Genomic DNA, 14,593 nt, shown 5'->3' with positions numbered 1-14,593 from the left:
GCCGTGTCCCGTCTTAACCGGCCGCTATGGCGTTAGCGGCTTCGGTGGCCGCATATGACGTCGCACTCGTTCCGAGCGTGCTGACGAATAACTGATGAATCGCGTCTGCTTGAGCGCTGACCGCTTGGTACATCTGCGCGTGAACTGCGAATTGGGTGGCCGTCAGCGCGGACACCTCGTCGGCCGCTGCGGGTACCAGGCCGGTGGTCGGCGCCGCGGCGGCGGCATTCTGCGCGCTCATCGTGGTGCCGATGCCGGCCAAGTTGCCGGCCGCGGCGGTCAGAGCCTCCGGTTGTGTTGTGACGAATGACATCGGTATTCCTCTCGATAGGTGTCACATGCGGTTGAACATGGCGTGTGGATGCCACGCGTCATCACCTGAATACGTTGAACACGCCGCTGGATAATCCCGGAGGCGAACGGGGAATTCGAGCTGAGCAACCTGACTCATTGGCCCCCCGTCCTCTGACAACGACCCGCTCACGGGTAGAAGCCATCAGCCGATACGGCGGTTAAAGGCGAGCTTCATCGCCTGAACGCGATGCTAACGGCGGGTTAACTCCAGATGCAACGTAGCTGGGGGTACTTGCGGCAAATAGCCGCGATAGTCGGCGCATGCGGCGATTGACCCACGATGTCACCGCTGAGTAATCTGACCGCAAGACAAGGCGGTGGGGCTCGCCACCTGCAGTCAACGGTCAAGCCGACGACTGCCAACGGTCCCTGGGAACTAGATCGACACTGACGACGTCGCGTGCGATCCGCGCGGCGCCTCAGGCGATGGAAACCCGGGAGCAGAGTATGACCAGATCACCCCGAGATCACCTCAAATCATGGCGTCGACGGGGAAATTGCTTAGGTCGAAAACTGTTGTGCCGCAATGGAGGGAGCGATCGTGGATGAAGCTTGTCTGAAGCTCACTGCGTACTTCGGTGAGCGTCAGCGCGTGGACGGTCGCTTTGTGGCCGAAACAATGCTGAGCCTGTACGAACAGCGGGGCGTCGCTACCAGCATCGTGCTGCGCGGGATCGCGGGCTTCGGTTCACGGCGCCACTTCAGAACCGATCAGTCCCTGAGCTTGTCGGAGGATCCCCCCGTCGCGGTGATCGCGGTGGACACCCAGTCCGTCATTGAGGGACTGCTCGAACCCGTGTTGGCCGTCGACAAGCGCGGCCTGATCAGCTTGGAGCGCGCCCGCTTGCTGGATGATGACATCCACAGCATCGAGCTGTCGGACGAATATCACGAAGCCACCAAGCTGACGATTTACGTCGGCCGGAAGGAGCGGGTCTACGGCGTGCCCGCTCACATTGCGGTTTGCGACCTGCTTTACCGGCGTCAACTCGCCGGCGCATCGGTCTTCTTGGGCGTCGACGGCACGGTTCGTGGACGGCGAGAACGCGCGCAGTTCTTCGACCGGAACGCCGATGTGCCGATGATGATCATCGCCGTCGGCAACGGCGAGCAGATCGGCCGGGTGCTACCGGAGCTTGGCGCGCTGCTGAAGCGCCCGCTCGTCACGGTCGAACGGGTCCGGGTGTGCAAGCGCGACGGCGAGCTGTTGGAACGACCGCATGCGCTACCGGGAACCGACGGGCACGGCTTGGCGCTCTTTCAGAAGTTGATGGTCTACTCCTCGGAATCTGCCCGCTTCGACGGGATGCCGGTTCACCGTGCGCTGATCCAACGGCTCCGGCACCACGAATCGTCACACGGCGCGACCGTGCTGCGCGGAATCTGGGGCTTCCACGGCGATCACCCGCCGCATGGCGACAAGCTGTTCTCGTTGAGTCGGCATGTGCCGGTCGTGACCATCATCATCGACACCCCGAACAACATCGCCGCGTCCTTTGACATCGTCGACGAAATCACTCGTGAACAAGGTCTGGTGACAAGCGAAATGGTGCCCGCGCTTGCCGGTGACGGCGACGACGGCAGTGGGGGAGCACGGATGGCACGTCACCGGTACTAGAACGACGCGACGGTCGCCGGCAACGACGCGTCCTGTGGACTGACGCGCAACTGGGGATAACCGGCCACCGTCTCGCAGCGACGGCGGTGTGGTGCACATGCCTGTCGGCGACCTGCCGCAGTGTGGCCGCATGACGATGTTGACGCGGGCCGAAATCGGAGCGCTCGGTGAGCAGTTGGCCACCGACCACCTGACCGGCCTGGGCCTGCGAATCTTGACCCGCAATTGGCGCTGCCGGTACGGCGAGCTGGATGTGATCGCCGTCGACCCGACAACGAATACTTTGGTGTTCGTCGAGGTCAAAACCCGAACCGGCGACGGTTTCGGGGGTGTCGCGCAAGCGGTGACCGAGCAGAAGGCCCGCCGGCTACGTCGGCTGGCCGCGATGTGGCTGGCCACCCAGGTGCAAGGTTGGGCGGCCGTTCGCATCGATGTGATCGGCGTGCGTATCGGCCGGCGTCGTACTCCGGAAATCAGTCACCTGCAGGGGATCGGCTGATGGCGCTGGGTCGCGCGTTTTCCGTCGCGGTGCTGGGACTGGACGGCGCGATCGTCGAGATTGAAGCCGATATCACCTCGGGCCTGCCGGGTGTGCACCTGGTAGGTCTGCCCGACGCCGCGCTGCAGGAATCGCGGGACCGGGTCCGGGCGGCGATCACCAACTGCAACAACCGCTGGCCGATGTCTCGGCTCACGCTGGCGCTTTCGCCGGCGACGCTGCCGAAGATGGGCTCGGTATACGACCTCGCGCTAGCGGCCGCAGTGTTGTCGGCGCAGCGCAAGACGCCGTGGCGGCAGCTGGAAGCCGTTGTGGTGCTTGGTGAGTTGGCTCTCGACGGACGGGTTCGGCCGGTGCGCGGGGTGCTGCCGGCCGTGCTGGCGGCCAAGGGTGAGGGCTGGAAAGCCGTGGTGGTTCCAGTGGAGAACCTCCCGGAAGCCAGCCTGGTCGACGGCATCGAGGTCTGGGGCGTGCGGACCTTGGCGCAACTGCAGGGCTGGCTCAGCGGGTCGGCGCAGTTAGACGAGCGGATTAGCGGGATCGTTCCGGAAGCCGAGCCGTCGGCGGACCTCGCCGACGTCGTGGGGCAGACTCAGGCCCGCTTCGCCGTCGAGGTGGCCGCTGCGGGGGCGCATCACCTGATGCTCACCGGCCCGCCGGGCGTGGGCAAAACGATGCTGGCACAACGCCTTCCGGGGCTTCTACCATCGCTGTCAGACAGCGAGTCGCTGGAGGTGACCGCCATTCATTCGGTGGCCGGCCTGCTGTCGGATGCCACGCCGCTGATCACCCGGCCGCCGTTCGTCGCGCCGCATCACAGTTCCAGCGTCGCCGCCCTGGTCGGCGGTGGCTCGGGAATGGCGCGGCCGGGCGCCGTCAGCCGGGCACACCGCGGGGTGCTCTTCCTCGATGAGTGCGCGGAAGTCAGCGTCAATGTAATGGAGGCGTTGCGAACGCCTTTGGAGGACGGTCAGATTCGTCTTGCCCGCCGAGACGGGGTGGCGTGTTATCCCGCCCGCTTTCAATTGGTTCTGGCCGCCAACCCTTGTCCGTGCGCCCCGGCCGATCCGCGCGACTGCATCTGCGCGGCGGCGGCCAAACGACGCTATCTCGGCCGGTTGTCGGGGCCGCTGCTGGACCGCGTCGACTTGCGAGTCGAAATGCATCCGGTGCGGATGAGCGCCTTCGCGACCACCGACGCCGAATCGACGGCCCAGGTCCGGGGCAGGGTGGCGTTGGCCCGCGATGCGGCAACCGAGCGTTGGCGCCCACACGGATTTTGCACCAATGCCGAGGTCAGCGGAACGCTGCTGCGGCGCCGTTTCCGGCTTGGCAGTGCGGCGATGCAGCCGCTGCGCAGTGCGCTGGAGCGCGGGCTGCTGAGCATCCGGGGCGTCGACCGGACATTGCGAGTTGCTTGGACATTGTCCGATCTGGCGGGCCGCGGTTCACCCGGTCGCGACGAGGTGGCCGTCGCCTTGAGCTTTCGCCAACCCGGGGCGTCACGATGACCGACCCGACGTTCCGAGCATGGGCCTACCTGTCCCGGGTGGTCGAACCGCCCTGCGCGGAACTGGCCGCCCTGGTGGATCGGGTGGGGCCGATAGACGCGGCCGAACGAGTGCGGCGGGGTCAGGTCGACGACGTCCTGGCCCGACACACCGAGGCAAGACGCGAAATCGACAAGGCCGCAGACGATCTCGACTTGCTCGCTCGCCGCGGCGGTCGGCTGATCACGCCCGACGACGGCGAATGGCCGATACTGGCCTTCGCCGCGTTCGGCGGCGACACCGTCGCCGCGAAGCCACAAGGCAGACCACCGCTGGTGTTGTGGGCGATGGGGCCGGCGAGGCTCGACGAGACGGCATACCGGGCAGCCGCCGTTGTCGGAACGCGGGCGGCGACCAGCTATGGCGAACAGGTGGCTGCCGATCTGGCAGCCGGGCTGGCCGCGCAGGACGTCGCGGTGGTCTCCGGCGGGGCCTACGGCGTCGACGGCGCGGCCCACCGCGCCGCGCTGGCAGTCGAGGGCATCACCGTCGCGGTCTTGGCTGGTGGGCTTGACATCCCTTATCCCGCTGGGCATTCAGGGCTGCTGCATCGTATCGGCAGCAACGGCTTGCTGGTCACCGAATACCCACCCGGGGTGCGACCGGCCCGATACCGGTTCTTGACCCGCAACCGTTTGGTGGCCGCATTTGCCGGAGCGGCGGTGGTGGTGGAGGCGGGTTTGCGCAGCGGCGCGGCCAACACCGCTGCGTGGGCCCGAGCGCTGGGCAGGGTGGTGGGCGCGGTACCCGGGCCGGTGACCTCGTCGGCGTCGACAGGGTGCCACGCCCTGCTGCGCGCCGGCGCCGAGGTTGTCACCCGCGCCGAGGACATTGTCGAGCTGGTGGGCCACGTCGGTGAGCTGGCGCCCGAGCAGCCCCGCCCTGCAACGGCGCTGGACGGGCTCAGCGACGCCGAGCGACAGGTTTATGAGGCGCTACCAGGGCGCGGGGCCGCCACGGTCGACGAGATCGCCGTCGCCGCCGCGTTGCAGCCCGCGCGTATCCTGGCGCCGCTGGCAATGCTGGAGATCGCCGGCCTGGCCGAGCGACACGACGGCCGCTGGCGGATCGTCCGGAAACGGAGCCCCCCGCCGTGATGGCGGCGGCTCGTATAGTCGACGGGGTCCGCTGTAAAGGGGAGGGAACTACGTGGCCGGTCGACCAGTGCACACCTTCGAAGTGGTGCGCAGCGTAAACGTCACCTCGCACATGGTTCGGGTTGTGCTCGGCGGCAGCGGGTTTGACACCTTCAGGCCGAGCGAGTTCACCGACTCCTACGTCAAGCTGGTATTCGTCGACGACGACGTCGATGTGGCCGGCTTGCCCCGGCCGCTGACGCTGGACAGTTTCGCCGAGCTGCCCGCCGCCAAGCAGCCCGCAATTCGGACGCTGACCGTGCGCCGCGCCGACCCGGTCGCCCGCGAGATCGCGATCGACGTCGTCGTGCACGGTGAGCACGGCGCGGCCGGACATTGGGCCGCAACGGCCGAGCCAGGCCAGCCGGCGTACCTGATGGGGCCGTCCGGGGCCTACTCGCCGGATCCCGCAGCCGACTGGCATCTGCTGGCCGGCGACGAGACCGCCCTGCCGGCAATCGGCGTTGCGCTGGAAGCCTTGCCCGCCAACACAATTGGCAAGGCCTTTATTGAGATTGCCGGACCCGAAGATGAAATCCCGCTGATCGCACCGGACGGTGTCCAGATCAACTGGATTTACCGCGGCGGACGCGCCGATCTGATCGGCGAGGATCGAGCAGGCGACCACGCGCCGTTGATCGAGGCGGTCAAGACCGCGGCCTGGCTTCCCGGGCAGGTGCATGCCTTCGTCCACGGCGAAGCGCAGGCGGTGATGCACAACATTCGGCCCTACATCCGCAAAGACCGTGCAGTCGAAGCGAAGTGGGCGTCGATCTCCGGTTACTGGCGGCGCGGTCGCACCGAAGAGACGTTCCGTCAGTGGAAGAGGGAACTGGCTGAGGCTGAGGCCGGGGCTGACTAGAGGCTCGTCAGCCTGAACCCCGACTGGCATGCTCATCGCATGGCATTCGGCGACTATCAAAACGAGATCTATTTTCAGGGCCTGACGGGAGTGGCGCCGTCGCTGCCGATGGTATTCGCGGAATGGGAAGCCAAGGCCGCAAAGGCACTGCCGCCGTCGGTGTGGTCGTACGTCGCGGGCGGGGCCGGGGATGAGCGGACCCAGCGGGCCAACTGCGAGGCCTTCGAGAGCTGGGGACTGATCCCGCGGATGTTCGTCGGCGCCAAGGAACGTGACCTGTCGGTGGATTTGTTCGGGATGACGCTGCCCGCGCCGGTGTTCATGGCGCCCATTGGGATCATCGGGTTGTGTGCCCAGGACGGTCACGGCGATCTGGCCACCGCCCGCGCGGCCGCCCGCACCGGCGTTCCGATGGTCGCCTCGACGCTGACCGTCGACCCCATGGAAGACGTCGCGGCCGAGTTCGGCGAGACCCCGGGATTCTTCCAGCTGTACACCCCGACCGACCGCGATCTGGCCGCCAGCCTGGTGCACCGCGCCGAGGCGGCCGGCTTCAAGGGCATCGTCGTCACCCTCGACACCTGGGTAACGGGCTGGCGTCCGCGCGACCTGGGCGTGTCGAACTTCCCCCAGCTACGCGGGCACTGCCTGAGCAACTACTCCAGCGACCCGGTGTTCCGGGCGAGTCTGGCGCAGCCACCCGAAGAGAACCCGCAGGGCGTCGTCCTGCGGTGGATCCAGGTCTTCGGCAACCCACTGACCTGGGACGACCTTCCGTGGCTGCGCTCGCTGACCAAGCTGCCGCTAATCGTCAAGGGCATCTGCCACCCAGACGATGCGCGGCGCGCCAAGGACGGCGGCGTCGACGGCATCTACTGCTCCAACCACGGCGGCCGGCAGGCCAACGGCGGCTTGCCCGCGCTGGACTGCCTGCCGGACGTGGTCGAGGCCGCCGACGGGCTGCCGGTGCTGTTCGACTCGGGGATCCGCAGCGGCGCCGACATCGTCAAAGCCCTCGCGCTGGGCGCCACTGCGGTGGGCATCGGGCGGCCCTACGCCTACGGCCTGGCGCTGGGCGGGGTCGACGGCATCGTGCACGTGCTGCGCACGCTGTTGGCCGAAGCTGACCTGACTATGGCCGTCGACGGCTATCCATCACTGGCTGATCTCACTCCGGACACGTTGCGGCGCGTCAGCTGAGTCACACCGTCGGCGTCTGCGACCGTGGGCGGGTGGAGGCGATCCTCGACGAGTTCGACGACTTCCTGGCGTTGCAACGCCTTCGCTCGGCGCACACCCGTCGCGCATACCTGGGCGATCTGCGGTCGTTGTTCGCCTTCCTGGACGAACGCACGCCCGGGACCGGCCTGCGTGGGCTGAGTTTGCCGTTGCTGCGGTCGTGGCTGGCCGCCGGGGCCGGCGCTGGCGCTGCCCGCACCACGTTGGCGCGCCGAACGTCGGCGGTGAAGACGTTCACCGCCTGGGCCGTGCGGCAGGGGCTGCTTACCGACGATCCGGCTGCTCGGCTGCAGGTGCCGAAGACGCGTCGCACCCTACCGTCGGTATTGCGCCAAGACCAGGCCCTCGCCGCCATGGCGGCCGCGAAATCCGGTTGCCAGCAAGGTGATCCGCTGGCGCTGCGGGACCGGTTGATCGTGGAGTTGCTGTACGCCACCGGCATCCGGGTCAGCGAGCTGTGCGGCCTGGACATCGACGACGTCGACACCGGGCATCGGCTGCTGCGCGTGCTCGGCAAGGGCGACAAGCAGCGCACGGCGCCGTTCGGGGAGCCGGCCGCCGATGCGTTGAGCGCTTGGCTGGCCCGTGGGCGTCCCGCGCTGGCCACCGCGGAGTCCGGGCCGGCGCTGCTGTTGGGCGCTCGGGGACGGCGACTCGACGTGCGCCAGGCCCGCACCGTCGTGCATCAGACCGTCGCCGCAGTCGACGGCGCACCGGATATGGGGCCGCACGGGTTGCGGCACAGCGCCGCCACTCACCTGCTCGAGGGCGGGGCTGACCTACGCGTCGTACAGGAATTGCTCGGTCATTCCAGCCTGGCCACCACCCAGCTCTACACCCATGTCACTGTTGCCCGATTGCGCGCGGTGCACGACCGGGCCCATCCGCGGGCTTGACGCTCATCCGTGCAGCGGCTTGAGCCGGATTGGCGTCGACGCCAGCAACCCCAGCGGGTCGACGTAGTCGGCGCGGGCGGCCGGGCCCCACATCGCTCCCCAGTGCAAGCACGCCGCAACCGGGCAGCCCGAATGCCCGGGCAGCAGTTCGCCGATCACCGCCCCGGCGGGCAGTAGCTGCCCGACCCGCACGCTGGCCTGCACCGGCTCGTAGCTGGTGTGCAATCCACCCGGATGTGCCAACGACACCACCTGCCGCCCGGCGAGCATCCCGGCGTACACCACGGTTCCCGCGCCCGCGGCGTACACCGGTTGGCCGGGCTTGCCCGCCAGGTCGACACCGCGGTGACCGCGATTCCAGTCCGGCGCCGGGGCGTCGAAGTCTCGCAGCACCGCCGGCTGCGGCCGCAACGGCCAGTCCAGCCGGGGATCGTCACCGCGCGCCGGGCACGCCCAAATCAGTCCCACGGCCAAGATCAGCGGTAGCAATCGCATATCCGCAGTTCACCGTGGCACCGTCAACCCGGCCAGCCAGCACTGTGGACAAAGCACTTGCTGAGACCGTGTAAACTGCTTCCCGCAGCCCGTACCAACGGACTGACTTCGCGCGTCTGCACCGCGTCTCCCGTTCCACTAGGAGTTCGCACCGCATGCCGGGCGGTCCCTTAACAGGGTCCGGCATCGCAGCAGCCGCCAGGGCCCGGCTTCACCCGACGCTGGGCGACAACCGACACACAAAGGCATAAGCATGGCCGTAGTAACCATGAAGCAGCTGCTCGACAGCGGCACTCACTTCGGGCACCAGACCCGCCGCTGGAATCCCAAGATGAAGCGGTTTATTTTCACCGACCGCAACGGCATCTACATCATCGATCTGCAGCAGACGCTGACGTTCATCGACAAGGCGTACGAATTCGTCAAGGAGACCGTCGCCCACGGCGGTTCGGTGCTGTTCGTCGGTACCAAGAAGCAGGCCCAGGAGTCCATCGCCGCCGAGGCCACTCGCGTCGGGATGCCGTATGTCAACCAGCGCTGGCTGGGCGGCATGCTCACCAACTTCTCCACCGTGCACAAGCGGCTGCAGCGGCTCAAGGAGCTCGAGGCGATGGAGCAGACCGGGGGCTTTGAGGGCCGCACCAAGAAGGAAATCCTGGGTCTGACCCGGGAAAAGAACAAGCTGGAGCGCAGCCTGGGCGGTATCCGCGACATGGCAAAGGTGCCATCGGCGGTCTGGGTTGTCGATACCAACAAGGAGCACATCGCGGTCGGCGAGGCTCGCAAACTGGGTATCCCCGTGATCGCGATCCTCGACACCAACTGCGACCCCGACCTGGTCGACTACCCGATCCCGGGCAACGACGATGCGATCCGCTCGGCGGCCCTGCTGACCAAGGTGATCGCCTCGGCGGTAGCCGAGGGCCTGCAGGCGCGTGCCGGACTCGGCCGCGGCGACGGCAAGCCCGAGGCAGAGTCCGCCGAGCCGCTGGCCGAGTGGGAGCAGGAACTGCTGGCCTCGGCGACGGCGGCAGCGTCGGCCGAAGCTCCTGCCGCCGAAACCCCAATTGAATCAACCTCCACGGAAGGCTGATATGGCGAACTACACCGCTGCCGACGTCAAGCGACTTCGCGAGCTGACCGGCGCCGGAATGTTGGATTGCAAGAACGCACTGGCCGAGACCGACGGCGACTTCGACAAGGCCGTCGAGGCACTGCGAATCAAGGGCGCCAAAGATGTCGGCAAGCGTGCCGAGCGCGCCACCGCCGAGGGATTGGTCGCGGCCAAGGGCGGCGCGCTGATCGAGCTGAACTGCGAGACCGACTTCGTCGCCAAGAATGCGGAGTTCCAAAAGCTCGCCGACGTGGTGGTGGGTGCCGCCGCGGCGGCCAAGACGGCTGACGTTGACGCGCTCAAAGCGGCCACCGCGGGTGACAAAACTGTCGAACAGGCAATCGCCGAGCTGTCGGCCAAGATCGGCGAGAAGCTTGAGCTGCGCCGGGTCGCGTTTCTCGACGGCACCGTCGAAACCTACTTGCACAAGCGTTCGGCCGATCTGCCGCCGGCGGTCGGTGTGCTGGTGGAGTACACCGGCGACGACACCGCTGCTGCGCATGCCGTCGCGCTGCAGATCGCCGCGCTCAAGGCTCGTTACCTGAGCCGCGACGACGTGCCCGACGACGTGCTGGCCAGCGAACGGCGCATCGCCGAGGAGACCTCGCGTGCAGAGGGCAAACCCGAACAGGCGCTGCCCAAGATCGTCGAGGGCCGGCTGAACGGTTTCTTCAAAGACGTCGTGTTGCTTGAGCAGCCATCGGTGTCCGACAACAAGAAGACCGTCAAGGCACTGCTCGACGATGCCGGTGTCATCGTCACGCGCTTCGTCCGGTTCGAGGTCGGCCAGCAGTAGCATCAGCGCAGATGCGACACGTACACGCGTTCGGCGGCTCATTCCATGATGACGCCTTGGGCGATTTGGACACGGTCGATCTGGTCGATGCCATCCAATCCGGTCGGGTGAGCAGGGCCGAGGTTGTCGAGTCGGCGATCGCACGCACTGAAGCGGTCAACACCGCCCTGAACGGCTTGGCGTATCAGGCATTCGATCGAGCCCGCGTCGAGGCGGCTAAGAGTTCAGTGCCGCCCAACGGTGGCTTCCTCAGTGGCGTACCGACATTTGTCAAGGACAACGTCGACGTCGCTGGGCTGCCGACGATGCGGGGCACCGACGCGTGGCCCGCGCGGCCGGCCGACGAAGACGGCGAATTCGCGCGGCTCTACCTCGGCACCGGGATGACGTCGCTGGGCAAAACGCAGATGTCGGAGTACGGATTCAGCGCCTCGGCCGAACACCCGCGAATCGGACCGGTCCGCAACCCGTGGAACACCGACCACACCGCGGGCGCATCGTCGTCGGGCTCCGCCGCCTTTGTCGCCGCCGGTGCGGTGCCGATCGCCCACGCCAACGACGGCGGTGGCTCGATTCGAATTCCCGCCTCCTGCAACGGACTTGTCGGTTTGAAGCCATCCCGGGGTCGGCTGCCGCTGGACAAGGAAGTCAGCCGGATGCCGATTCGCCTGGTCGCCAACGGGGTGGTCACCCGATCGGTGCGCGACACGGCGGCCTTTTACCGTGAAGCCGAACGCATCTGGCGCCCACCGCAGCTGCCGCCGATCGGGGACGTGGCGCGCCCCGGCAAGTCGCGGCTGAGGATCGCGGTCATCACCCGCTCGCTGCTGCGTGAATGCAGCGTGGAAATGCGTGAGCTGACACTGAAAACCGCCGGGCTGCTCGAAGAGCTCGGCCACCGCGTCGACCATGTCGAAAAGCCGCCGGTGCCGACCAGTTTCGCCGCCGACTTCTTGCTGTACTGGGGGCTGCTCGCGCTGGGCCAGATCCAGTTCAGCCGGCGCGCGGTCGGCTTCGACCGCACACGATTGGACAACCTGACCCTGGGGCTGGATCGGCTGGCCCGCCGCAACCTGCACCGGCTACCGCTGGCGCTCGTGCGTCTGCGCGGCGCTCATCGCCACACCGCCCGCTTCGCCCGAACCTATGACGTGGTGCTGACCCCGACGCTGGCGCACGAGACGCCGCCGATTGGTTACCTCGACCCGACCGCCGACTACCAGCAGATCATCGACCGGCTGCAAGATTGGGTCGCGTTCACGCCGCTGCAGAACGTGACCGGGGAGCCCGCGATCTCGCTGCCACTGGCCGAATCCGCCAGCGGGTTGCCCGTCGGCATGATGTTCTCCGCACCCACCGGAGCCGAAGTCCGGCTGCTGGAGCTGGCCTACGAACTCGAAGAGGCCCGGCCGTGGGCCCGTATTCAAGACGTCCGGTAACGATGCAGGCCGCAACGGCCTGCTGAGGAGCCGGGCCATCAGGACTAGCGGTGACGATGCAGGCTAGTCGGTCCCCAGCGCTGCCAACATCCGTTTGAACTCCCGCTGCTCGGCTGTCGACAGCTTGTCGAGGACACGGCCGTCGGCCTCCCGGACGGCAGCCTCGGCATGCTTCAACAGCGCCCGGCCTGATCCGGTGAGCGTGGCGGGCAACGCGCGACCGGATGGCACCGACGCGGGCCTGGTCACCACCTGTGCGTTTTCCAGCCGGTGTAACACCGTGTTCATCGCCTGCGGCGAGACGTTGCCTTCCCGGGAGAGTTCGGCGCTGGACATCCCGGGACTCATGGAAAGCATTCGCATGCAGACGAACTCGGGCAGCGTCAGACCTAGCGGACTCAGCACTGCGGCCACCTCCGGTCGCAGCGTGGCCATCACCTGATGCAGCAAGTATCCAAGTGGCGCATCTTGGGCAGTGCTCATATCAACCATATTGACATATATCAGCCTAGTTGATATATCTCGGATATGACTGAAGTAGAGAAGTTCGATTTCGATTTCGATCCGGCCTACCGTGGCGAAGCCGCCCAATTCGGGGAGGGTGCCCGACCGCCGTGGAGTCTCGGTGAGCCCCAACCTGAGCTCGCGACGCTCATCGATCAGGGCGAAATCAAGGGCGACGTGCTCGACGCGGGCTGCGGCGAGGCAGCGCTGTCACTGCATCTGGCGGCGCTGGGGTACAACACCGTCGGGCTGGATGCCTCGCCGACTGCCATCGAGTTGGCCAAGGCCGAGGCGGCCAGCCATGGATTGAGCAATGCCTCGTTCGCGGTGGCCGACATCACTGACTTCGCCAGCTGGCCGACCGGTTCCGAAGGGCGGTTCGACACGATCGTCGACAGCACGCTGTTTCATTCGATGCCCGTTGAGTTTCGTGACGGCTACCAGCGGTCAATCGTTCGCGCTGCCGCGCCCGGTGCCTCCTACTTCGTGCTGGTCTTCGACCACGCGGGCATGCCGGACGGTCCGCCCAACGCGGTCACCGAAGACGAGTTGCGCGATGCCGTGTCGCCGTACTGGGTCATCGATGAGATCCGGCCCGCCCGCATTCACGCCAACGTTCCCGACGGCAGCAACTTCCCGGCTGCCGACCTCCGCGACGAAGGCAATGGGCGCAAGTCGATAGCGGCCTGGCTGCTCCGGGCGCACCTGGGCTGACGCCGCGAAAGTCGTTACTGCCGAAGGAGTTGGCTGAACTCTGGCCAACGCCGAACTGGTCGAGGCGACTAAATAAACACAAGCGCCGGGTTCGGGGCGGCTGAGCCCGCCGGTTTGAACAGCGGCAGTCATTGCCTCACGGTGCGAGCCGGACGTGCCCCCGTCCGGGAGGCGGTGAAGGAGGCGCCTCCGGTGGTGGTGCGGGTGGTTCCGGTGTTGGCGCGGGTGCCTCTGGTGTTGGGGCGGGTGCTTCCGGCGCTGGCGCGGGTGCTTCCGGTATTGGTGCGGGTGCTTCCGCCGGCGGCGGGGGTGCCTGTTGTGGTGGGGGTCTCTGCTGCTGTCGTGGGGGAGGCAGCGGTTGTTCTGCTTGAGGCGGCGGTGGCGCGACTGGCGCCGCGGTGGGCTTTAGCGTCGGTGGCGGGATCTGTGGCGGTGTCGGCGTAACTTCGCCCGCGGGGGCTGGCCTGGTCAGTGCGGTGAGCACGGTGCCTTGTGCCGCCACCGGCAAATGTGCCGCACCCACCACGCTCGATGCGGTGGTTATCAAGGCCGCGATCGCCGGCGCTATCACGCGACTACCTGGCCGTCGCGCCGCGCCCTCGATCTGCGGGTCTGCGCGAAAGCCCAGTGATGACTCGCCATTACAACCAGCTACGATATCCATCATTGCAGGCGCCAAACGGCTCCACCATTACCGCTTGGTGTCGATCGAGTTAGATGCCGAGCAGGTGACACAAAAGCGATGGAAAATCCTGCCGTGTGCACCAACATCCGTAGCCTCATAGCCGCTCTGGTTAGCGCCGCGGTGGTGCTGACCGCCGCAATTGTTTGCGCTGGCGCGGCAGGCGCAGACCCAGGCCAGCAGGATCAGTTTGTGGCGCTGCTCGAACAGGAACAGATTCCCGCTATCGATAATGTGCCGGGGCTCATCGCTCGAGCCCATCAGATTTGTGGCGAACTCGATGGGGGCACCCCGGTCGAGGCTGTAGCCAACGAAGAGATGGATAGTGCTTTTGAGGATAATCCGGCTTTGCGTTTGTATCCCGCTCGCGTGAGAAGAACCGCGATCAAATTCATCACCGCATCGGTGGACGTCTACTGTCCAAGTCACCAAGGCCAGCTTCCAGCGCCCTGAAGTGCAATCATGCCGGAGAAGATTGCCTGGCGAATGTCTGTCAATCCTGACGTGTCGCACTTGTCACAATCGCCTCTCATCGGTCGTGGCACGACGTGTGTCTCAGCCCCTGACAACGACGTCCGCGGCGTTACGTTCGCCCACGCTCTAGCATGCGGATTTGTTAAAATCCTGAAATAGTTAATTAATCAGCCGCCGCTGGCAACCTCGGTTCGGACGAGGTAGGTTCGCTTCGGGGCAAG

16 protein-coding genes and 1 riboswitch are annotated in these 14,593 nt (G+C 66.6%); of the genes, 13 read left to right on the top strand and 3 right to left on the bottom strand.

Annotation, left to right across the window (positions count from 1 at the left end):
• Positions 1-13: 13 nt before the first annotated feature.
• Positions 14-313: a PE family protein gene (locus tag VKI00_RS27475; protein ID WP_324443851.1), complete on the bottom strand. Its 300-nt coding sequence runs from the start codon at positions 311-313 to the stop codon at positions 14-16.
• 167 nt (positions 314-480) lie between these two features.
• Positions 481-542, bottom strand: a riboswitch (Fluoride riboswitch).
• Between the two features lie 353 nt (positions 543-895).
• Between VKI00_RS27475 and VKI00_RS27470 the strand changes: the two genes are divergently transcribed.
• From VKI00_RS27470 to VKI00_RS27440, 7 genes are all read left to right on the top strand, one after another.
• Positions 896-1,972 (top strand): DUF190 domain-containing protein, encoded by a 1,077-nt coding sequence (locus VKI00_RS27470; RefSeq protein ID WP_324443850.1) that lies wholly within the window; start codon positions 896-898, stop codon positions 1,970-1,972.
• A gap of 130 nt (positions 1,973-2,102) precedes the next feature.
• On the top strand, positions 2,103-2,471 hold the full coding sequence (locus tag VKI00_RS27465; protein ID WP_324443849.1) for a YraN family protein: 369 nt from the start codon (positions 2,103-2,105) through the stop codon (positions 2,469-2,471).
• Entirely contained in the window at positions 2,471-3,982 is a 1,512-nt protein-coding gene (locus tag VKI00_RS27460) for a YifB family Mg chelatase-like AAA ATPase (RefSeq protein WP_324443848.1), read from the top strand. Before VKI00_RS27465 ends, VKI00_RS27460 begins: the two co-directional genes overlap by 1 nt.
• A complete protein-coding gene (dprA, locus tag VKI00_RS27455) occupies positions 3,979-5,118 on the top strand; it encodes a DNA-processing protein DprA (protein ID WP_414687306.1) in 1,140 nt (379 codons plus the stop codon). Before VKI00_RS27460 ends, dprA begins: the two co-directional genes overlap by 4 nt.
• A gap of 52 nt (positions 5,119-5,170) precedes the next feature.
• Positions 5,171-6,019, top strand: coding sequence for a siderophore-interacting protein (locus VKI00_RS27450; protein WP_324443847.1), 849 nt, complete (start codon positions 5,171-5,173; stop codon positions 6,017-6,019).
• Between the two features lie 39 nt (positions 6,020-6,058).
• Positions 6,059-7,219: an alpha-hydroxy-acid oxidizing protein gene (locus VKI00_RS27445; protein WP_324443846.1), complete on the top strand. Its 1,161-nt coding sequence runs from the start codon at positions 6,059-6,061 to the stop codon at positions 7,217-7,219.
• 32 nt (positions 7,220-7,251) lie between these two features.
• Positions 7,252-8,154, top strand: coding sequence for a tyrosine recombinase XerC (locus tag VKI00_RS27440; RefSeq protein ID WP_324443845.1), 903 nt, complete (start codon positions 7,252-7,254; stop codon positions 8,152-8,154).
• Positions 8,155-8,157: 3 nt separating this feature from the next.
• Here the strand turns inward: VKI00_RS27440 and VKI00_RS27435 are convergent, their stop codons facing one another.
• The gene (locus VKI00_RS27435) at positions 8,158-8,649 is read right to left on the bottom strand and encodes a M23 family metallopeptidase (RefSeq protein WP_324443844.1); all 492 of its coding nucleotides are present in this window, start codon (positions 8,647-8,649) and stop codon (positions 8,158-8,160) included.
• Positions 8,650-8,902: 253 nt separating this feature from the next.
• On the opposite strand from VKI00_RS27435, the gene rpsB reads away from it, so the two are divergent.
• The 3 genes from rpsB to VKI00_RS27420 are packed head-to-tail and all read left to right on the top strand — an operon-like array spanning position 8,903 to position 11,998.
• Complete coding sequence (gene rpsB, locus VKI00_RS27430; protein WP_324443843.1) at positions 8,903-9,742, top strand: 30S ribosomal protein S2; 840 nt, start codon at positions 8,903-8,905, stop codon at positions 9,740-9,742.
• Between the two features lies 1 nt (position 9,743).
• Complete coding sequence (gene tsf / locus VKI00_RS27425) at positions 9,744-10,559, top strand: translation elongation factor Ts (protein WP_324443842.1); 816 nt, start codon at positions 9,744-9,746, stop codon at positions 10,557-10,559.
• 11 nt (positions 10,560-10,570) lie between these two features.
• Entirely contained in the window at positions 10,571-11,998 is a 1,428-nt protein-coding gene (locus tag VKI00_RS27420) for an amidase (RefSeq protein ID WP_324443840.1), read from the top strand.
• A 63-nt stretch (positions 11,999-12,061) separates the two neighbouring features.
• Here the strand turns inward: VKI00_RS27420 and VKI00_RS27415 are convergent, their stop codons facing one another.
• The gene (locus VKI00_RS27415; RefSeq protein ID WP_324443838.1) at positions 12,062-12,481 is read right to left on the bottom strand and encodes a MarR family transcriptional regulator; all 420 of its coding nucleotides are present in this window, start codon (positions 12,479-12,481) and stop codon (positions 12,062-12,064) included.
• A gap of 45 nt (positions 12,482-12,526) precedes the next feature.
• Here VKI00_RS27415 and VKI00_RS27410 point away from each other — a divergent pair, with 45 nt between their 5' ends.
• From VKI00_RS27410 to VKI00_RS27400, 3 genes are all read left to right on the top strand, one after another.
• Entirely contained in the window at positions 12,527-13,216 is a 690-nt protein-coding gene (locus VKI00_RS27410; protein WP_324443835.1) for a class I SAM-dependent methyltransferase, read from the top strand.
• Between the two features lie 174 nt (positions 13,217-13,390).
• Positions 13,391-13,660 (top strand): hypothetical protein, encoded by a 270-nt coding sequence (locus VKI00_RS27405; RefSeq protein ID WP_324443833.1) that lies wholly within the window; start codon positions 13,391-13,393, stop codon positions 13,658-13,660.
• Between the two features lie 298 nt (positions 13,661-13,958).
• Positions 13,959-14,351 carry a DUF732 domain-containing protein gene (locus tag VKI00_RS27400; RefSeq protein ID WP_324443831.1) on the top strand — a complete coding sequence of 131 codons (393 nt, stop codon included), beginning with the start codon at positions 13,959-13,961 and terminating at the stop codon, positions 14,349-14,351.
• Positions 14,352-14,593 lie beyond the last annotated feature (242 nt).

This window comes from Mycobacterium sp. (assembly GCF_035314665.1).
Taxonomy (GTDB): Bacteria; Actinomycetota; Actinomycetes; order Mycobacteriales; family Mycobacteriaceae; genus Mycobacterium.
Note: the sequence above shows the minus strand (reverse complement) of the source record. Positions and strands in the feature narration are given on the sequence as shown.